Raw genomic sequence first — 20,987 nt, forward strand, 5'->3', positions numbered from 1 at the left:
CATACCGCGGGTCCGAGATCCCTTCTACCGGAGCCAGCTGGCGATCGCCGCGCTGTTCTGCTCGCTCGGCTTCCAGTACGCCACCTGGGCCTCGCGCATCCCCGCCCTCAAGGCCGATCTCGGCCTGACGGCCGCGGAGGTGGGCTTTCTGCTGATGGCCGCGGGGGTCGGCGCGAGTGTGTCGTTCCCTCTTGTGTCGGTGCTGATGAGGCGGCTTGGCTCACAGCGCCTCGCGCTGCTGTCGGCCCTGGGCTTGACGCTGGTGCTCATCGCCCTGGCCATGGCGCCGAACTATCCCGTTGCCCTGGCGGTCGTGTGCTGCGACGGGGTGCTCGTGGGCTGTCTGAACGTCGCCATGAACGCACAGGGCGCCGCTCTCGAAGTCCGGCACAAGCGCAACGCCATGGCCAAACTGCACGCGACGTTCAGCGGCGGCTCACTGCTCGCCGCCCTCCTGGCTTCCGGTGTGAACGCGATGACCTCGACGGTCGCCGTGCACTTCGGCGTGGCCGCCGTCGTCCTGCTGCTCCTGTTCGGCTACGCCCGCACCGGGCTGCTGGCGGAGGACGAGGCCGCCGAGGAGAAGCGGGACGAGACGAAGAGCCGCAGCGGATGGTCCCTGCCGACCCGTATGACGCTGTGGATGTGCTGCGCCATGGTCTTCGGCACCGTCACCGAGGGCGCCATCAACGACTGGTCGGCCCTCTATATGACGGATGTCGTCAAGGCGTCGGCACAGCTGGCGCCCCTGGGGATCGCCGTCGTCTCGGGCATGATGGTGCTGGCCCGACTGTTCGCCGACGGCTGGCGCGCCCGCTGGGGCGATGGGCGGGTCGTCGTCCTCGGCAGCGCCCTGGCCGGGACGGGGCTGGCCCTCGCCCTGCTGAGCGGCGGTGTGGTTCCGGCCCTGATCGGGTTCTCCTGCGTCGGCCTCGGCATCGCGGCCGTGACCCCTTGCGTCTATGTCGCCGCGGCGAAGCAGGGCCCGGACGCTCTGGCCCTGGTCGCCGCCATGGGCACGACGGGCCTGCTGGCCGGGCCCCCGGTCATCGGATTCGTGGCGAACTCCAGCAGTCTGGTGTGGGGCCTGGGCGTCGTGGCCGCTTCGGCGGCCGTGGTGTCCCTGTGCGGTACGCGCGTCCAGTGGACGCCACCCGCTAACGCCTTGGGAACGGGAGTTCCTGGCCGTTGACGTAGACCCGCCGGAAGGTCAGCTCGTCGGTGTAGGCGATGCTGTCGGGGTTGAGGATGCCCGTGAACACGGAACGGGAGAGGCTGACGCCCCGCAGATGGTCGGTCTCCAGGCCGACCAGTTGCAGCACGGCGCGGGCGCCGTCGATCTCCATCCGGTCCATGTGGATGTTCCGTACGGACACCGGCAGCGTTCCGCCCTCGCCACCGTTGTAGTTCATGTTCACGAACACCACATCGCGCTCGACGTTCCGCCCGGTGAAGTTCCGGATGTGCACCCCGTCGATATAGCCACCGCGCTTCTTGCTCGCCTTGACGTACAGCGCGTGCTTGACGGGGTAGCGGCCGGGGAAGTCCGGCGAGTTGATCTCGCAGTTCTCGGCGAAGATATCGCGCACCCCGCCGGACATCTCGCTCCCGACCGTCATCCCGCCCCAGCGGCCGGAGAACCGGCAGTCGCGTACGACGATGTTCCGGCTCGGCACGCCGACGCGGTGGCCGTCCTCGTCGCGGCCGGACTTGACGGCGACACAGTCGTCGTTGGTGTTGAAACGACAGCCGGTGATGAGCACGTCGGAGCAGCACTCCGGATCGCATCCGTCGGTGTTGTAGAGCGTGCTGTCCACGGTGACATCGCGCACGGTGACGTTGTGCGACAGCACAGGGTGCACGGTCCACATCGGCGGGTCCACGATGGTCAGGCCGCTGACCAGGACATTGCGGCAGCGGTAGAACTGCACCATCTTCGGCCGCAGATAGTGGCCGTCGCCGAAGACACGCTCGGCCACCGGCACGCCCGCGGAGCCCATCTGGCGCAGCAGGCTCTGGTCGGGACCTTGCAGTCCGCTGGTGCGGTACCAGCTCTCCCACGGCCCGAGCCGCGCCTGTCCGTCGAGTGTGCCGGAACCGGTGACGGCGACGTTGCGCTCACCGTAGGCGTAGATGAAGGGCGAGTAGTTGTAACACTCGGTGCCCTCCCAGCGGGTGAGCACCACCGGCAGGAAGTCGCGCGGATCGGGGCTGAAGGCGATGGTGGCGCCCTCGGTGACGTGCAGGTCCACGCCGCCGCGCAGATGGATCGCGCCGGTGAGGAAGCGCCCTTCGGGGACGAGGACATGGCCGCCGCCGGCACGGTGGCAGGCAGCGATGGCGGCCCGGAACGCCTCGGTGTTCATCGTCCGCCCGTCGCCGACCGCGCCGTGGTCGGTGATGGCGAAGGTCCGGCGAGGGAAGGCGGGCGGCCTGATCCGGGCCAGGATCTTCGGCACCGGGCTCCACACCCCGGTGTACGGGGCGGCCGCGTATACGGACCCCGCACCCGCGGGCAGTTGGGAAAGCAGCGCGCCTGCCGCCAGCAGACCGCCGGTGCGCAGCGCGGCGCGGCGGGAAGCTCTCGGGTGCATGGCCTGACTCCTCGGCGTCGTCGGTGTTCCAGGAGCGTTCCAGAACCCTTTCGCGACCTTGATCAGCGCTCGGACTCAGCCGAGGGAGATCCGGTCGAGGTCCGGGGCGGACTCGGTGGCGTTGGAGATCTCGATCGTGTTGGCGCCGGGTTTCAGGGTGACGGGGACGGAGGTCGTGCGAGGGGTGGTGTTCCCGGTGTCGGTCACCGTCACCACGGTCGGCGGGCCGCCGTTGACGCTGACATGGAACGAGCGGGTGCCGTTGACCGTGTAGTCGAGGTAGAGCGTGCGCTGCCCGCCGTCGGGGACGACGACGTCGGGGAAGGTCACGGCCGCCCGTTCGCTGCCGCCGATGTTGCGCACCTTCTCGGCCCCGGAGCAGGGTCCGCAGCTCGTGATCCCGGTGCTACCGAGCTGGTTGGCCGAGTCCTCCGCCTCGCGCGCCCAGATCCGGCCGGCGGGCAGCGGCCGCACCCGGACGGGGTCCGAGACGGACTTCTCCCGGCCGAGCAGCGTGAAGTCCGCCGTGACGGGGATGTCCGCCGAGCCGGCGTCCTGGCGGGGTGGCGAGGTGAGGGTCCAGCTGCCCGTCAGCGTCTGGCCGAGCCGCAGCGACCGGGCCGTGACCGGGCCGCCGTCCGCGGTCCAGCCGGCCGGCAGCCGCGGGGCGAGGCTGACGCCGTCGAGCTGCTCGTCGTCGTCGAGCCGGAGCGACGCCGTGACGGTGATCGACCGCTGGCCGGGGCCGACCCACTGCAGACCGTGTGGCCGGACGGTGAGCGTGGTCTTGGGCGTGTACGAGGCCGGGGGCAGGGGCGCGACCGCGATCCGGTCGAGGCCGGGGCCGCGGGCGGCCGTGGAGAAGATCCGTACGGTGTTGGCGCCGGCCTTCAGCGGCACGGAGACCGCCGTGCTCTCCGGCACCCCTCCTGCCCTGTCGGGGTTGTTCGCGACGACGGGCACCTCGACCGGCGCCGCGCCATTGACACTCACGGACAGGGAGGAGGTGGCCTCCGCGGTGTGGTCGAGCTGGAGCCGGTAGTCGCCGGCCTCGGGGACGCGGACATCGCGGTACGTCACGGAGTTGCGCGGCCCCCCACCGAGCCCGACGACGCGCCGCGCGCCGGAGCAGGCGCCGCACTCGACGGAGCGGGCCGCACCCGCCAGCCGGTTCTCCCGTGCCTCGGCCTCCAGCGGCAGCGGGGTGCGGGTGGGCTTCGGGCGGCCGTACGCCACCTGGATCTCGTCGATGCGCAGCTGGTCGAAGAACTCCGGCGCCTGCGGGCCGCCCCACAGGCTGCGCACGTCCAGCTTGAGATAGCGGGCGTCATGGTCGCCGATGTCGATGATCTGCACCCCGCGGGCGCTGCGCAGCGCGCCCGCGCGCACCTGCGTCCAGCGCTTGCCGTCGCCGCTGGCGTAGACGCGGTAGTCCTTGATGCGCGCGGAGTCCTCGGGGCGGCCGAAGGACGACCGTGCGTGCGTCGGGGACCATTCGCGCTGGTTCACCGCCAGCGCCGTGGCGCGTTTGCGGGCGCCGAGGTCGAGGGTGACGGAGACGGGCAGCTCGCCGTCGCTGTCCCAGTAGGTCTCGTGGTTTCCGTCGGCGAGGTCGGCCGCCAGGTGTCCGGCGCGCGCGGACGAGGCGGTGGCGTCGACGCCGGACTGCGGGTAGTAGGGCTGACGGCCGTCGGTCTCGACCTTGAACACCGTGTCGTACGGATCCCAGTCGCTGATGCCGAGGATCGACAGGTGGCCACCGGACTGGCTGAAGCGCATCGCCTCGCCGGTGCGCAGGTCGGTGACGCGGCGCACCGTGTAGCCGTTGTCGCGCAGCCGCAGCAGATCGGTCCGCGGCCGTGTGACCACGTGTACGTACTGGGTGCGGTCGCCGTCCTCGCCCCGGCCCACGGTGACCACGCCGTGGGCGCCGTCGTTCCAGAAGCCCGGCTGCATACCGCCGTACATATAGCCGCCGCCCTCGACGCCGTACACCGACTCCCGGACGGGCTCGACCCACCGGCCCATGAAATCGTTGAACTCCTCCTGCTGTGACGGCAGTTTGCCGTTCACCATCGGTGTCTCGGCCATGAGCGATTTGATGGAGGACCCGGCGTTGGTGATGTAACGGCCGGTGCTGAGCCGGGCGTCGACCTGGTGGTCGCCGCCGTCGTACCACCAGTCGCCGGTGGTCGGCAGCTTGTAGTCGGCCTCGGTCAGCCGTGGCATGGGGACGGTCACGGCGGCGGGGTAGTCGTACGCCGGGGTCATGCCGGTCTTCTGTTCGTTGCTGACCGTGTCCATGATCGGCGTGTCCTCGTTGTTGTTGCTCAGCAGCCAGGACGGCCGGCGCTCGCGGATCTGCTCGTAGAGGCCCTGCTCCTCCCAGTACTCGTTGTCGTTGTCGATCCAGATGCCCGACAGATCCGGGTAGTTCCGCATGACCTCGAAGAACAGGTCGTAGCTGAACATGCCGAAGCCGCGGCGCGTGGTCAGGTCGACCTGCCGACCCTTGTACGCGGAGTAGGCGGCCGAGTCCAGCGTCTCGGTGCCCGACTCGTTGTGCCACTGCGGGTCGTCGGTCATGTAGAGGATGATGTGCACGCCCTTGGCCTTGCCCGCGGCGACCAGTTCGCCGAGCAGATCGCGCTCGGTGGCACAGCTGCCGGGGATCTTCGAGGGCCAGGGGCGGGCGTAGCCCAGCCTGCTGTGGAAGGTCGCCAGCACGATGTACGAGGCGCCGAGCTTACGCGCCTCGTCCACCCAGTAGTCCGCGCTCCAGCCGCCCTCGGTGACATCGCGCTCCCACTCCCGGCAGTTCTGGTGCTTGGGGTAGGTGAACATGCCCCAGTGCAGGAAGAGGCCGGCGGTGGACGCGCGCAGCCACTCCTGCCGCGGATCCTGGACCTCGGCGTCGGCCGCGGGGGCGGAGAGAAGGCCGACGGCCAGGGCGAGTACGAGTGCCGCGCACAGGGTGCGCCACCAGGTGCGCGCGGCGCGTGCCGCTCGGGCTGCGGGGATGCGTAGGGGGCGGAGCGGGATCCTCAGCGTGGGCATGTCCTGTCCTCCGTGAACGTTCCCATGAGCGTTCACGGAGCACTGTCCGGCCCACCCGGCCGCCGTGTCAATATGTGTGAAACGGCGGGACGTTGCGCGGATACGATCCATTGACGCCCGTCGTCGCCGCGGCGGTGATCGGGGCGGGAGCGTTCACGTGAGCGCTCTCGTACGTGTCCCGGCAGACCGTCTCCCGCGCGGTCAACGACAAACCGGAGATCGGCCCCGCCACGCGGCAGCGGGTGCTGGAGGTGGCCGACGAGCGCGGCTGGCAGGTCGCCATCTACAGCACCGGGTCCGCCCTGGAACGGGAGACCGCGGTGGCCGCGACCGTGGTGGACCATGTGGACACCTGCGTCGCCCTTCTGCTCGACCCCACCGCCATCGAGCTCATCCAACGCTCCGGTATGCCCTTCGTGCTGGTCGACAAGGAACTCCTCGGTCGCTGTCGCCGTGGCGGACACCGTGGCAGACATCGTGGCCAAATTTAAATCAATCGATTGACTGATTGAAGGTGCACTGGGTTGACTGGCGCGCAGACCGCAATCATGGAGCAAGGAGACTTCCCGTCGTGAGTGGTGTTCCCCCCACAGCCCCCGGCCTCACCCCCACCGATCCCGAGCAACTTGGCTTCGATCCGGACGAGTTGCGAGCCCGCTACCGCGCCGAGCGTGACCGCCGGATCCGCCCCGACGGCAAGGCCCAGTACCAGAGCACCACCGGCCAGTTCGGCTACTTCGAGGACGACCCCCACGCCGACCGTGGGTTCACCCGCGAACCGCTGCGCGACCGGGTCGAAGCGCTGGTCATCGGCGGCGGGTTCGGGGGCCTTCTCGCCGCGGCGCGGCTGCGGCAGGCCGGCGTGGAGTCGATCCGAGTGATCGAGAAGGGCGGCGACTTCGGCGGTACCTGGTACTGGAACCGCTACCCGGGCATCCACTGCGACATCGAGTCGTACGTCTATATGCCGCTGTTGGAGGAGGTCGGATACGTCCCGAAGTGGCGGTACGCGCCGGGAGAGGAGATCCGGCTGCACGCCTGCGCCATCGCGCGCCGCTTCCACCTCTACGACGACGCCTGCTTCCAGACGCAGGCAACCGAACTGCGCTGGGACGAGGCCGAGTCGGAGTGGATCGTCTCCACCGACCGCGGTGATGAGATGCGGGCGCGCTTCGTCGCGGTGGCCGGCGGGACGCTCAGCCAGCCCAAGCTTCCCGGCATCCCCGGGATCGAAAGCTTTAAGGGGCACACGTTCCACACCAGCCGCTGGGACTACGCCTATACCGGAGGGGATGCGGGTGGCGGCCTGGACAAGCTCGCCGACGAACGCGTGGCCCTGATCGGCACGGGCGCGACCGCCGTCCAGGTCGTGCCGCATCTCGGGGCCGACGCACGACACCTGTACGTATTCCAGCGCACACCGTCCTCGGTGGATGTGCGCGACAACCGGCCCACCGAGTCCAAGTGGGCCGAGTCGCTCGGGCCGGGCTGGCAGCGGCGGCGCATGGAGAACTTCCTCAAGGTCGTCACGGGCGTACGGGCCGACGAGGACCTGGTGAACGACGCCTGGACCAGCAGTGCCCGGCTGTACGAGAAGATGATCCCGACCAACAGCTATGCCCACATCGAGCCCGAGGAACGGGAACGCGCCTACGAGATCTCCGACTTCCAGAAGATGAACGAGTTGCGGGCCCGCGTGGACACCCTCGTGGAAGACCCGGAAACGGCGGAAAAGCTCAAGCCCTGGTACCGCTATATGTGCAAGCGGCCCACGTTCAGTGACACCTATCTCCAGACCTTCAACCGGCCCAATGTCAGCCTGGTGGACACGGCCGACACCCATGGCGTGGAGCGGATCGCCGAGAGCGCGGTGGTCGTCGGCGGGGTGGAGTACGACGTCGACTGCATCGTCTTCGCGACCGGATTCGAGGTCGGTGTCTCGGGGGTCATGTCCGGGAAGCTCCCGGTGTACGGCAGGGGCGGGGTGTCCCTGATGGACTCCTGGAAGGAGGGCCCGAGGACACTCCACGGGTTCTACAGCCACGGCTTCCCCAACCTCTTCCAGCTCGGCCCGGTGCAGAACGCCAGCGCCGTCAATTTCGTCCACGTCCTCGACGAGCAGGCGCGCCATATCGCCGAGGTCGTCGCCGAGGCGCGCAAGCGGCAGGCCCGGTATGTCGAGCCGACGGTCACGGCGCAGGACCAATGGGTGGCGACGATCCGCCAGAGCGCTGCCGACCTGCAGAAATTCCATGCCGAGTGCACCCCCGGCTACTACAACAACGAGGGCCGGCCGCGTCAGCGGAGCGAGTCCTACGGCGACGGCCCGGTCGCGTTCCATGAGCTGCTGCGGCGCTGGCGTGGTGCGGACGACGGGATGAACGACGTCCTTGTCGAGGCTCAGTGAAGACCGGGGGTTCCGAGAAGGTGGGCAACGACGCGATGGTGTCACCCAGCCGGTTCGACGCGACCGGCCGCAGCCGGGCCACCAGCAGCCGTTGGGAGGTGCAGCGACTCAACCAGCCCAACCGGCTGTGGGGTTCCAACGGGGTCGCCTTCGGGCCCGACGGGCGGCTGTACGTCGCCCAGTTCCTCGCCGGGCAGATCAGCGCCGTCGACCCTGCCACCGGGGACGTCGAGGTGATCATGCCGATGGACAGCCCGGTCCAGTCACCGGACGACCTCGCCTTCGGGGCGGACGGCTCGATGTACATCACCGACCTGGTCCCCGGCCGGGTGTGGCGCCGCAGCCCCGAGGGGGCGTACACCCTCGTGTCCGACGAGGTCACCAACCCCAACGGCATCACGTGCATCGGCGACCGGCTCTTCATCAACGAGATGAAACCCGACGGCCGCCTGATGGAACTCTTCCCGTCCGGCGGTAGCCCGGTGGTGCTCACCGAGGGGCTGGCCATGGGCAATGCGATGCAGCTCGGCCCGGACGGCCATCTCTACTATCCGCATATGCTCAGCGGCCAGGTCTGGCGGATACCTCCGGACGGCGGTACGCCCGAGGTGGTCGCGGAGGATGTGCACCAGCCGGTCGCGGTCCGCTTCGACCAGGGCGGTGTGCTGCATGTCCTGTCGCGGGGCGTGGAAGGCATCGTGACCCGCATCGATGTGCACGGCACCGGGTCTCGGGCGCTCGTCCACAGCGGTGTGGTGGGCCTGGACAACGCGGCGTTCGACACCGAGAACAGGATGTTCCTCTCCAGCTACGCCAGCGGCGGCATCATGGAGATGCAGTCCGACGGCAGGACTCGCGAGATCGTGCCACGCGGGCTCGACGGGCCCTACGGGGTGACGGTCGATCTGGGTGGCACGGTGTACGCGGCCGACCACTACCGCCTGGCGAGCCCCGCCGTCTCCCCCGACACCTCCCGCGAAAGCTCCCTGCAAGTCTCCGTCGACGACGAGCCGGGGGCCGTGACCACGGCCGCCTTCCTGTGCTTCTCCCATGGGATCGCCGCCGACGGCGAACTGCTGCACCTCACCTCGCAGTTCGGTGACGTCCACACCTACGACCCGGTGCACAGGACCACCCGGAACCGGGCATCCGGGCTGAGGCAGCCCCTGGGGATCGCCGTGGGGCCGGACGGCTCGCTCGTCGTCGCCGAGGCGGGCGCCGGCCGGGTCGTGGCCATCGACGACAACGGCACCGTCACTCCGCTCGCCGAAGGGCTCGACCACCCCGTGGATGTGGCCTTCGACGAGGAGGGGCGCTGCTATGTGAGTGACGACCGGCTCGGGGCGGTGCACCGGATCGACGACGGGGAGACAGTGACCGTCGCGGACGGTCTCGGGGCGCCGCAGGGACTGGCGGTCCTGGGTGACGAGCTCTTCACTGTGGAGACCGGTCACCGCAGGCTCCGGGCGATCTCACTCACCACGGGGGAAAGCAGAATCGACGCGGAGGACCTGCCGGTCGGACCGCCCCCGGGCGTCGTCCCCCGCGCCCAGCCCGCGCTGTTCACCGGCGGCCTGCCGGGAATGGCCATCCGGTTCGCCGGCCTCGCCGTCGCCCCGGAGGGCTCCCTGCTCCTGTCTGCCAACGGCGAGGGCACCGTACTCCGGCTGACCCCGGTCCGGACCGGCGCCTGACAACTGCCCCGGGAGAAGCGGGAGAAGAATGACGCTCGCATCGTCGTCTGGGCTTCGTATAGGTCCAGACGGCGGTGGGCGACGCCTCTCCGCATAACCTTCCATTTGACACCTTCCCCTCCTTCCCATCAGCTTTGCCGGAAGCATTGCCGCCGACGGAGGCATGGGTTAGCCTCTTTAGCTGTTGTGGAGTGACGGGCCTGAGCGACCTCACCGTGCAAGTTTGCTGAAAGAGTTCCGCCCATAAAGACGCCGCCCGATATTGGGAATTGGCGCGGCTGACTCGGATCACCCCGTTCCGCTTGGCACAGCAGGAACCTGTGGGAACAGCCGACCAGAGCGGCGACGCCATTGCATCGGGCCGACTCAGCCCGAATGACATGTTCCTCTTCAATCTCATCGGCCGTTGGTCCTTCTTGGCCCACGCCCGACCTCCCCGAGCCTGGAGCGCCCACCGCCGCGCTCACCACGGGGCTGCTGAACAGTGCCTTCACCCCAAAGAGCGGAGAAACCACTGATGATCAGCCAGCTGACGACGGGACAGCGAGCGGACTGGAGGCGGTTCCGGAAGTTCGCGGATACGGCCCTGGCGCCCCGGGCGGATATGTGCGACGCGGAACAGGAACTTCCGCGGGCGATTGTCAAGGACCTCGCTGATGAAGGATGGATCTCCTCGCTGCTGCCGGAGGACTGGGGCGGCTCGGCCAGGGACACCGTGACCTACGGCCTCCTGTCCGAGGAGATGGGGCGCGCCTGCTCCACGGTGCGCAATTTCGTCGCCGTCGAGGACATGGTGTCCCATTCCATCTGGAAGTGGGGTACGCCCGCGCAGCGCGCACGCTGGCTTCCGGCCGTCGCCGCGGGCGAGGCGGTCCTCGCGTTCGCCCTCACGGAGCCCGGAGTGGGCAGCGACGCCAAGAGCGTAACGACCGAGGCGCGGCCCGACGGCCCTGATCTGGTGCTGAACGGCGTGAAGGAATGGATCAGCTTCGGTCAACTCGCCGACGCCTTCCTGGTATTCGCCCAGTACGAAGGGCACCACACCGCTTTTCTGGTGGACCGCGACTCTCCGGGCATATATGTCGAACCGCTGCGAAACCTGCTCGGCCTGCGGGGCTCGATGCTGGCCCGGATCACTTTCGACGACTGCCGTATCCCCTCTGACGCCATGGTCGGCCGCCCCGGCTCGGGGCTCGCGTTCGTCGCGTCGTCCGCACTCGACATCGGCCGTTACAGCACCGCATGGGGGTGCGTGGGACTCGCCCAGGCGTGCCTCGACGCGTCGACCGGGTACGCCGAGAAGCGCACGCAGTACGACAGCGTGATCATGGAGCATCAGCTGGTGCAGCGCATGCTCGCCGACATGATCACCGGCGTACGGGCGGCACGGCTGCTGTGCTGGGAGGCCGGGGTCGCGAAGGAGACCAGGGCCTCGGACGCCGTCCATCAGACGCTGGTCGCCAAGTACTTCTCCTCCACCATGGCCAATCGCGTGGCCTCCGACGCGGTGCAGATCCACGGGGCACGCGGCATCGGCGGGGAATCGCCGGTCGCGCGGCCGTTCCGGGACGCCAAGGTCATGGAGATCATCGAGGGGACGACGCAGATCCACCAGACGCTCCTCGGCCGCTGGAGCAGTCGCGTCCATCATCCGGCCGACGACTCGGTCCAGTTATGAGGCAGTCTCATGACGCATCCTTCTTCCCCACGGGCCCTGTCGGCCGCGCAGGAGCAGGCATGGCTGCTGAGCCGACTGGTACGGGACAGCCCGCTTCCGCATGTGGCCTGCCGACTGGAACTGCACGGCACCCTCGACCCGGATGCGCTGGTTTCCGCGTTTCGTTCGGTCCTGTCGCGACACCCGTCGATCGGCGCTCGCTTCGACGCGGTGGACGGCACCCCCCTGCCGCTCGGCGCCCGACCCGACGTACCCGTCACACACCATGACGTCTGTCCATTCCCACGGAGTGAACGCACCAGTCGAGTCGACGAGTTGGTGTCCGACACCGTACGGGCCCCCTTCGACCCGGCGCGGGGGCTGCTCGTCCGGGCCGGTCTGATCCGGGGCGGGGAGCGGGAACACATACTCGTGGTGGTGACGCACCGTCTGGTGTGCGACCGAGCGTCGCTGGAGCTCTTGGTGTCGCAGACCGCTGCCGCCTACGAGGCGCGAGTCACCGACCAGACTGACGCCCCACCACATGCCTCAGAGTCGTACTCCCGGGAGCCGCAGGCCCCAGCGCCGCACCCCCCGGAGAACACCCCCGAACCGCCCCCCGCGCCGGAGCTCCCCTGGGACCGGCCGATCCCCCTCCACCGCGATCTGCGCGCCCAGGCCGTGCTCTTCGACATCCCCGAACCGGCCTCGACAGCACTGCGCACAAGGGAGGGCCGCGGCCTCGACGCGGCGCTGCTGGCGGCGTATCTGGTGCTGCTGCACCGTTACAGCGGGCAGTCGGACCTGATCGTCTCCGTTCCGGCTCCGGGCCGCAGACACCCGGGCGACGCCGGTGTTCCGGGCTGCTTCGAGTCGGAGGTCGCGGTACGGTGCGCGATCCACGCCACGCTGCCGTTTCGGGAACTGGTCCGCGAGGTGCGGCGGCAGTTGGAGGCAGCCACCGCCGGACACGGCGCCGCGCTCGGCCATCCCGGATTCTCGTACCGGGCCGCTCCACGGATCAGCGGCGATGTGGCCGGCCTCACCATGACGTACCGGCCGGAGTACAGCCCCGCCATCGTGGGTGATCTGGCTCTCCATCTGACGGATGACGGGGACCGGTTATCCGGCCACCTGCTCTTTGCCACCGATGTGTTCGACGAGTCCACAGCGCGCCGCGCCGTCGGACACCTCAGCACACTGCTCCTCGGCGTGACCGAGGACCTCGATCGGCCGGTGGCCGAGCTGCCCCTGCTCACCGCGGACGAGGAACGCATCTTCGACGAGCTGAACAGCGTCGCGGCCGATCCGCCGGACCGGACGTTCTCCCAGCTCTTCGAGGAGCAGGCCGCCCGTACCCCGGGCGCCCTCGCGCTGCGGGCCGACGGCACAACCCTGACGTACCGCGAGCTCAACGCCAGAGCCAATCAGCTGGCCCACCTGTTACGCGAACTGGGCGTCGGCCCCGAAGTCACCGTCGGTATCCGCATGGAGCGCTGTCCGGAGATGGTGGTGGCGGTCCTGGGCATCCTCAAGGCGGGGGGCGCTTACGTACCCGTGGATCCGCGTGATCCCGTCAAGCGCAGGGACGGCATCCTCAGCGACGCGGGCGTCAGCACCATCGTGGTGGCAGGAGCGGCCGAACCCGGGGACCTGGGGACGTACCGGATCGTCGCACTCGACACGGCGTGGACCGCCTTGCGGGACAGGCCCGCACAGAACACGGCCGTCGCACCCGGCGCCCTGTCACACGCCGCCTATCTGCTCTACACCTCCGGCTCCACAGGCAGGCCGAAGGGGGTGGTGGTGGAGAACCGTCAGCTGGTCAGCTACACCATGGCCGTCATCAGCCGGTTCGGCATCGATGGGCCGATGCGCTGCGCCATGGTGCAACCGCTCACGGTGGACTCCAGTGTGACCATGCTGACCCCGCCGCTGTGCACGGGCGGTGAGCTGCATCTCATCGCCCGGGACACCGCCCTGGACGCGAACAAGCTGGCGGACTGGGTGGCCAGGTGGGGCGTCGACTTTCTGAAGATCGCGCCCTCCCATCTGCGTGCGCTCCAGTCCTCGCCCCGCTTCCCCGAGTTGCTGCCCCGGCGACTGCTCGTCGTCGGCGGCGAGGCATCGGATTGGCGCTGGTTACGGGAGATCCAGCGGAGCGCCCCCAACTGCCGGGTGTTCAATCACTACGGACCCACCGAGACCACAGTCGGCGTTCTCGCTCTCGACGTTTCCGAGCATCTGGACGCCGAGTGGGACACGGCGCCCCTGGGTGTCCCGCTGCCCGGCACCCAGGCCCATGTCGTCGACGAGGCGGGCCGTGCGCTGCCCGCCGGTGTGGCCGGTGAACTCCTCATCGGTGGCGCCAACCTCGCCCGCGGCTATCACCGCCACGACGACCTCACCGCAACCGCCTTCGGCCCCGCCACCTCCGACGAGCCGAAGGGCCCCCGGCTGTATCGCACGGGCGACATGGTCCGGCGGCTCGCCGATGGCACGATCGCGTTCCTGGGGCGGCGCGACGACCAGATCAAGGTCCGCGGCTTCCGCGTGGACCTGGGCGAGATCGACGCCGCGCTGGGGAGCCACCCCGGGGTACGGAACGCCGCGACGGTCGTACGCGAGGACAAGCCCGGTGACCGTCGGATCGTGGCGTACTACGAGACGGTGGGCCCGGGAGCGGTCGGCCGCCCCGAGCTCGAACGGCATCTGTACGAACGGCTGTCACCCCACATGGTCCCGCGGTCGCTGGTCGTCCTGCCCCGTATCCCCTTGTCGGCTCACGGCAAGGTCGACCGCGCGGCGCTGCCCGCCCCGGCCGCCCCCGGCGCGGGCGAGGGCCCCGCGCTCCCTCTCGCGAACGAGCTGGAACGGGTCGTGGCCGCGGTGTGGCAGGACGTACTGCACACCGAAAGCGTGCGGGCCGACCAGAACTTCTTCGACGTCGGCGGGCACTCCCTGCTGCTGGTCGAGCTCCAGCACCGGCTGCAGGCCGCGGCCGGCCGGGAAGTGGAGTTGCTGTCGCTGTTCCAGCACACCACCGTGCGGGCGCAGGCCGCGCTCCTGTCCGGGCGGCAACGTCGTCCGGAGCGTCCCCGTTCCGAGCGGCAGTCCGAGGGGGTCCAGCAGAACGCGTTGTTGAAACGCCGCCAACAGCAGTTGCGAGCGAGACGAGGTCAGCATGAGTGAGCAGTCTCCCGGAGCTTACGGCGAGTTCGAGGACGACCTCGACGAGGACAGTCTGGACATCGCGATCGTGGGGATGTCCGGGCGTTTCCCGAAGGCCGGGGACATCGACGCGTTCTGGCGCAACCTCAAGGCGGGGGAATGCGCGGTCACCCGCTTCGACAAGGAAGAACTCGCCGCGCGTGGCGTGGACCCCCGTACGCTCGACGACCCCCGGTTCGTCCGCGCCGGCTATCTGCTCGAGGGCAGCGAGACGTTCGACGCGGCGTTCTTCGGCTACTCCCCCCGGGAGGCCGAGCTCATGGACCCGCAACACCGGGTGCTGCTGGAGTGCGCCTGGGAAGCGCTGGAGAGCGCCGGGCACGCCCCGGGACGCTACGACGGACTCGTCGGCGTCTACGCGGGCGCGGGCCACAACACATATCTGCTGTTCAACATCGGTACGCGCCCCGGCGCCCACGAGACGATGAGCGACAAGGAACTCGTGATCGGCAACCGGCCCGACTTCCTCAGCAGCAGGGTCTCGTACAAACTGGGCCTCGAAGGCCCCAGCGTGACGGTGCAGTCGGCCTGCTCCACCTCCCTGGTGGCCGTCGTCCAGGCGTGTCAGAGCCTGCTCGCCTACCAGTGCGATATGGCCCTGGCGGGTGGTGTCTCGGTGGACGGCATGCGGCGCAACGGCTATCTGTACAGCCAGGACGGCATCCTCTCCCCCGACGGCCTCTGCCGCACCTTCGACGTCGAGGCGCGCGGAACGGTCGGGGGCGACGGCGTCGGCATGGTCGTGCTCAAGCGTCTCAAGGACGCGATCAACGACAACGACCACATTCATGCCGTCATCAAGGGAGCGGCGGTCAACAATGACGGCGCCAACCGGGCGGGTTTCAGCGCGCCCAGTGCCGTCACCCAGGCCAAGGTGATCTCCACGGCGCTCGCCAACGCCGATGTGGCGCCCGAGGGCATCCGGTATCTGGAGGTGCACGGCTCAGCCACCGCGCTCGGCGACCCCATCGAGGTGGCCGCGCTCACGGCGGCGTACGAAGGGGTGCCGACCGGTCATTGCGCGCTCGGCTCGGTGAAGAGCAACATCGGCCATCTGGACTCGGCCGCGGGGGTGGCCGGACTCATCAAGACGGTTCTCGCCGTGGAGCACGGGCAGATCCCGCCGAGCCTTCACTTCACGGAGCCGAACCCCCGGCTCGGCCTGGCGGACAGCCCCTTCTATGTGAACACCGAACTGCGGCCCTGGCCCGGGGGAGACGGTCCGCGGCGCGCGGCCGTCAGCTCCTTCGGACTCGGCGGGACCAACGCGCATGTGATCCTCGAGCAGGCGCCGCACACGGCGAAGCACACCGGGCAGACCGCCGACACCGGGCAGATCACCGACAACGGGCTTGCTGCCGATCAGGAGCAGTTGCTGGTCCTCTCCGCGAAGACCCCGGAGGCCCTTGAATCGGCCACGGACCGACTGCTGGCGCATCTGCGCGCCCATCCCGGCCAGTCGCTCTCCGACATCGCCTTCACCCTCCGCGACGGCCGCAGCCGCTTCCCGTACCGCCGCACCCTGGTCTGCGCGGACACCGACGACGCCATCGGCGCGCTCGAGGCGCGGGACGACGGCAGGCTGCTCAGTGGCACGGCGCCGGATGTGGCCCACCGCCCCGTGGGGTTCATGTTCACCGGGTTCGGCGCCCACTTCCCGGGGATGGCGCGTGGGCTCTACGCGCGCGAGCCCGCGTTCAGGAACACCGTGGACCGCTGTGCGAGCCTGTTGGAGCCGCTGCTGGGCCAGGACGTCCGCCCGTTGATGTTCACCGCGGGCACCGGCGGCAGGCCCGCCGCGGAGGGCGGGGCGCAGGCCGAGTTCAGGCAGATGCTGCTGCAACCGGAGCGCGGTGAGCATCCGCTCGACGAGCCTCGTCCGGGCCACGCCGCCCTGTTCACGTTGGAGTACGCACTGGTCGCGCTCTGGGACGCGTGGGGCGTACGGCCGGATGCCATGATCGGCCACAGTCTCGGCGAGTACGTGGCGGCCTGTGCGGCCGGGGTGTTCTCCCTGCCCGACGCGCTGCGCTTCGTGGTCGAGCGCGCCACGCTCATCGAGAAACAGGGCGAGGGGGCGATGCTCGCCGTGCCACTGGCCGAGGAGGAGGCCCGCCGGTACACGAGTGACGACCTCCATCTCGCCGCGCTCAACGGCCCGCAGACGTCCGTCCTGTCCGGAACTCTCGCCGCCGTGGAGCACGCCGCACATCAGCTGCGTGACGCCGGGCTGGTGTCCCGTCGGCTGACCAGTCGCCACGCCTTCCACTCACCGGTCCTCGATCCGGTCGTCGCACCCTGCCGGGCGCTGCTGCAGAAAATCCGGCTCAGCCCGCCGACGGTCCCCTTCATCTCCAATGTGAGCGGTACGTGGATCACCGACGAGGAGGCCACCTCTCCCGACTACTGGGCAGAACACGTCCGCACCCCGGTGCGTTTCGCCGACGGACTGCACACCCTGTGGGGCGTGCCGGACATCGCACTGGTCGAGATCGGCCCGGGCCAGACGCTCACCACCGGGGCCCTTCAGCATCCCGCCGGGTCCGGGACCGACCGGACCGTGGTCCCGTCCCTGCCCGGTCCCTTCGAGAGCCAGTCCGATCGGACGACGATGCTCCGCGCGGCCGGACGGCTGTGGCTTGCGGGACGCGAGGACCCCTTCCCCCGTACGGAGGGAGGGACCCGTGTGCGGCTGCCCACGTACCCCTTCGAGCGCCGCACATACTGGCTGGAGCCGGATGTTTCGGCGCCCACCACGAGCTCCGCGCCGCGCCGGCACCACGAGGTGTCGAAATGGTTCTACGCGCCGTCCTGGCAACGGCTGCCGGCCGCCACGGCCGGCTCGCCCAGTGCGCTCGCCACCCGCACATGGCTCGTGTTCGCCGACGAGACCGGGGTCGGCTCGGAGCTGGCCCTACGCCTGGCCGGCCTCGGGGCGGACGTACGGACGGTGGCGGCGGGCGACGCGTGGGGCGTGCGGGGTGGGGACGGATATGTGGTGGACCCGGCACAGCCGGAGCACTACGCCCGGCTCGCCGCCGCGCTGCGGGCGGACGGCGCCCTGCCGGATCGCGTGGTGCACTGCTGGGGTGTCGGCCACGACGCCGACCGGACCCGGTCCGCCGAGGATGTCGCGGGGCTGCTGCGCCGCGCGTACGAGAGCCTGGTGCGCTGGGCCCAGGCGGCCGAGGCGGATGTGATGCTGCGGCCGCAACGCTGGGACCTGGTGACGAGCGAGGTCTTCTCAGTGGTGGGGGACGAGCCGCTGTGCCCGCCGAAAGCGGCGGTGCAGGGGGTGACCAAGGTCCTCGCCCAGGAGTATCCGTCGCTGACGTGCGCGCAGGTGGACCTCCATCTCGACGGTGCGGAGGCGCCCCGGGCCACGGTCGGGAAACTTCTGGAGGTTCTGGGCCAGGAGCCGGTCGAGCGGACCGTCGCCCTGCGCGGCCGACATCGATGGGCGCCCACCTACGTCCCGTGCGACCTCCCCCCGCTCGCGGCACCGGCGGTCCGGCGGAACGGCGTGTATCTGATCACCGGAGGGCTGGGCAAGATCGGCCTCCTGATGGCGCGCGCCCTCGCCGAGCGGGAGCCCGTACGCCTCGTCCTCACCGGCCGAACGGGCCTGCCGCCACGGGCCGGCTGGGACGATCCGGAGCACCCGGCGCGGATCCGGTCCGCGATCGAGGCCGTACGCGCCATCGAGGAACTGGGCTCCGAGGTGATGGTGGCCGCCGCCGATGTCACCGACGCCCGGGCCATGGGTGGGTTGAAGGAAGCGGTACTGCGGCGGTTCGGCGCATTCGACGGTGTGCTGCACTGTGCCGGCACAACCGGCCCCGCCGCCCACCGGTCGGTGTCCGAGCTGGGGGACGACGAAAGCGCCTGGCACTTCGGTCCCAAGCTCTACGGTCCGCTGGTGCTGGAGGACATGCTCGCCGACCAGCGCCTCGACTTCGCGCTGCTGTCCTCCTCCATCTCCGCGATCCTCGGTGGTCTGGGCTTTGGCGCGTACGCCTCCGCCAACGCCGTGCTCGACGCGTTCGCACAGCGCCATCACCGCGCAGACCGGCCATGGTCGAGCATCAACTGGGACGCGTGGCTCTTCACCCGGCGGGCCCAGGACGACAGCGGCTTCGGGGCCGCGATCCGGGAGCTCGCCCTGACGCCCGAGGAGGGGCGTCGCGCGTTCGACGAGCTCCTGAACACCTCCCCACAGCCTCACCTGGTCGTCTCCACCGCCGATGTGGAACACCGCCGAAGGCTGTGGGCCGCCGGACCGGTCGAGGACGCGCCACCTGCCGCCCGCCGACATGAACGCCCCAGCCTGCGCAATCCCTACGTCGCTCCGAGCAGCGATACGGAGGAGCAGGTGGCGGAGATCTGGCAGGGGCTGCTGGGCCTCAAGAGTGTCGGGGTGCACGACAACTTCTTCGAGCTGGGCGGGAGTTCACTGCTCGGCCTCCAGGTGGTGCACCGGTTGCGCCAAGACCTGGCCGTGGCGGTCCCGCTGACCATCGTCTACGAGGGGCCCACCGTGCGCATGCTGAGCAGGCTCATCGACGGACTTGGCGAGAGCCTGTGAGCACGGCGCGGGGCGGGGACGGCGGCCGTGGGGGCATCGCGATCGTAGGGATGGCCGGGCGATTTCCCGGGGCGCGGAATCTGACGGAGTTCTGGGCGAATCTGCGGGACGGCGTGGAGTCGGTCGTGCCGCTGAGCGACGAGGAACTGCTCTCGGCCGGGGTCGCACCGGACGTGTTCAACCAGCCCGGCTATGTGCGGGCGGTCGCTCGATTCGACGGCGTGGACCTTTTCGACGCCGAGTTCTTCGGCTACACCGCAGCCGAGGCACGGGTCATGGACCCACAGCACCGGCTGTTCCTGGAGGCGGCGTGGGAGGCGCTGGAACACGCCGGGTACGACGCGGCGCGCTACGACGGCAGCATCGGCGTCTACGCGGGGGCGGGGGCCAATCGATATCTACCGCTCATCGAGCAGGACCCGCACCTCAGGGACACCATGGGGCTCACCCAGCTCCTGGTCGCCAACGAACTCGGCTTCCTGTCCACCCGGGTGTCCTACAAGCTGGACCTCAAGGGCCCCAGCCTCTCTCTGCGCACCGCGTGCTCGACGGCTCTGGTGGCTGTGCACACCGCGTGCCTGGGGCTGCTGAACCACGAATGCGATATGGCGCTTTCGGGAGCTGCCAACGTCAACGCGTCGCATATCGCGGGCTATCTCCATCAGGAGGGTTCGTTCCTCTCACCGGACGGTCATGTGCGGCCGTTCGACGCCGACGCACGGGGGACCGTCTTCGGTACCGGGGTCGGGGTGGTGGTGCTCAAGCGGCTGGAGGACGCGCTGGCCGACGGCGACACCGTGCACGCCGTGATCAGGGGATCGGCGGTCAACAACGACGGTGCGGTGAAGGTGGGTTTCACCGCACCGAGCGTGTCCGGTCAGGCCGCCGTCGTCGCCGCCGCGCACGCGAGCGCGGGGGTCGAGCCGTCGGACATCGACTACGTGGAGGCACACGGAACGGGTACGGCTCTGGGCGATCCGATCGAGGTGCAGGCGCTGTCGCGGGTGTTCGGGAACAACCCGCCCGCATCGTGCGCCCTGGGCTCCATCAAGGGCAACATCGGCCACCTCGACGCCGCGGCCGGTATCGCGGGCCTCATCAAGACCGTCCTGGCCCTCGGCCACGAAACCATCCCGCCCACCATCAATCACGACCACCCCAACCCCGATATCGATCTCGGTCAGACGCCTTTCCGCATCCATAACCAGCCCGCGCCCTGGAAGCACACGCCGACCCACATCCGCCGAGCGGGCATCAGCGCTTTCGGCTTCGGCGGCACCAACGCCCATCTGATCCTGGAAGAACCACCCGTATCACTTAAAACTGAAGAAACCGAACCCATAACCGATACCAACAGCGATACCGAACACCTTCTCGTCCTGTCCGCCCGCACCCCTCAAGCCCTCGACGCCGCCACCGACCGCCTCGCCCACCACCTCCGCGCCCACCAGCCCGACCTGGCCCGCACCGCCCACACCCTCGCCCAAGGGCGCCATACCTTCCCGCACCGCCGCATCGTCCACGGCACCACCCCCGACCACATCGCCACCGCCCTGGAAACACGCGACCCCCGCCGCACCACCACCCACCACACCACCCACGACAACCCCCACATCATCTTCATCCTCAGCGGCCAAGGCCCCCAACACCCCCACATGGGCCAACAGCTCTACGAACAACACCCCACCTACAAACAAGCCATCGACACCTGCGCCGAAATACTCCAACCCCACCTCAACCACGACATCCGAAAAATCCTCTA

General features: G+C 69.6%; 10 protein-coding genes. 8 read left to right on the top strand and 2 right to left on the bottom strand.

Annotation, left to right across the window (positions count from 1 at the left end):
- Position 1 precedes the first annotated feature (1 nt).
- Complete coding sequence (locus tag ACFV2X_RS44110; protein WP_385627284.1) at positions 2 to 1,192, top strand: MFS transporter; 1,191 nt, start codon at positions 2 to 4, stop codon at positions 1,190 to 1,192.
- Here the strand turns inward: ACFV2X_RS44110 and ACFV2X_RS44115 are convergent.
- On the bottom strand, positions 1,158 to 2,594 hold the full coding sequence (locus ACFV2X_RS44115) for a glycoside hydrolase family 28 protein (RefSeq protein ID WP_385627262.1): 1,437 nt from the start codon (positions 2,592 to 2,594) through the stop codon (positions 1,158 to 1,160). The two genes, ACFV2X_RS44110 and ACFV2X_RS44115, sit on opposite strands and share 35 nt — an antisense overlap.
- Before the next feature lie 75 nt (positions 2,595 to 2,669).
- On the bottom strand, positions 2,670 to 5,651 hold the full coding sequence (locus ACFV2X_RS44120) for an alpha-L-fucosidase (RefSeq protein ID WP_385627265.1): 2,982 nt from the start codon (positions 5,649 to 5,651) through the stop codon (positions 2,670 to 2,672).
- Between the two features lie 173 nt (positions 5,652 to 5,824).
- Between ACFV2X_RS44120 and ACFV2X_RS44125 the strand changes: the two genes are divergently transcribed.
- The 7 genes from ACFV2X_RS44125 to ACFV2X_RS44155 form a co-directional block, all read left to right on the top strand.
- Positions 5,825 to 6,142, top strand: a complete 318-nt coding sequence (locus ACFV2X_RS44125) for a hypothetical protein (protein ID WP_385627268.1) — start codon at positions 5,825 to 5,827, stop codon at positions 6,140 to 6,142.
- Between the two features lie 80 nt (positions 6,143 to 6,222).
- Positions 6,223 to 8,058, top strand: coding sequence for a flavin-containing monooxygenase (locus ACFV2X_RS44130; protein ID WP_385627269.1), 1,836 nt, complete (start codon positions 6,223 to 6,225; stop codon positions 8,056 to 8,058).
- Between the two features lie 35 nt (positions 8,059 to 8,093).
- The gene (locus ACFV2X_RS44135; protein WP_385627271.1) at positions 8,094 to 9,752 is read left to right on the top strand and encodes a hypothetical protein; all 1,659 of its coding nucleotides are present in this window, start codon (positions 8,094 to 8,096) and stop codon (positions 9,750 to 9,752) included.
- 517 nt (positions 9,753 to 10,269) lie between these two features.
- Positions 10,270 to 11,430: an acyl-CoA dehydrogenase family protein gene (locus tag ACFV2X_RS44140; protein ID WP_385627273.1), complete on the top strand. Its 1,161-nt coding sequence runs from the start codon at positions 10,270 to 10,272 to the stop codon at positions 11,428 to 11,430.
- 9 nt (positions 11,431 to 11,439) lie between these two features.
- On the top strand, positions 11,440 to 14,601 hold the full coding sequence (locus ACFV2X_RS44145; RefSeq protein WP_385627275.1) for an amino acid adenylation domain-containing protein: 3,162 nt from the start codon (positions 11,440 to 11,442) through the stop codon (positions 14,599 to 14,601).
- Positions 14,594 to 19,225, top strand: a complete 4,632-nt coding sequence (locus ACFV2X_RS44150) for a beta-ketoacyl synthase N-terminal-like domain-containing protein (protein ID WP_385627277.1) — start codon at positions 14,594 to 14,596, stop codon at positions 19,223 to 19,225. The genes ACFV2X_RS44145 and ACFV2X_RS44150 overlap by 8 nt, the downstream gene beginning before the upstream one ends.
- 50 nt (positions 19,226 to 19,275) lie before the next feature.
- On the top strand, positions 19,276 to 20,987 hold a 1,712-nt coding region (locus ACFV2X_RS44155; RefSeq protein WP_385627279.1), incomplete at its 3' end, for a type I polyketide synthase.

Origin of the sequence: Streptomyces sp. NPDC059679 (genome assembly GCF_042734105.1) — a bacterium.
Lineage (GTDB): Bacteria > Actinomycetota > Actinomycetes > Streptomycetales > Streptomycetaceae > Streptomyces.

What these genes read in the sequence shown, in the direction of transcription:
- ACFV2X_RS44135 (WP_385627271.1), top strand. Translation starts at nt 8,094, where the DNA reads ATGGTGTCACCCAGCCGGTTCGACGCGACCGGCCGCAGCCGGGCCACC.
- ACFV2X_RS44145 (WP_385627275.1), top strand. Translation starts at nt 11,440, where the DNA reads ATGACGCATCCTTCTTCCCCACGGGCCCTGTCGGCCGCGCAGGAGCAG.
- ACFV2X_RS44115 (WP_385627262.1), bottom strand. Translation starts at nt 2,594, where the DNA reads ATGCACCCGAGAGCTTCCCGCCGCGCCGCGCTGCGCACCGGCGGTCTG.
- ACFV2X_RS44150 (WP_385627277.1), top strand. Translation starts at nt 14,594, where the DNA reads ATGAGTGAGCAGTCTCCCGGAGCTTACGGCGAGTTCGAGGACGACCTC.
- ACFV2X_RS44140 (WP_385627273.1), top strand. Translation starts at nt 10,270, where the DNA reads ATGATCAGCCAGCTGACGACGGGACAGCGAGCGGACTGGAGGCGGTTC.
- ACFV2X_RS44120 (WP_385627265.1), bottom strand. Translation starts at nt 5,651, where the DNA reads ATGCCCACGCTGAGGATCCCGCTCCGCCCCCTACGCATCCCCGCAGCC.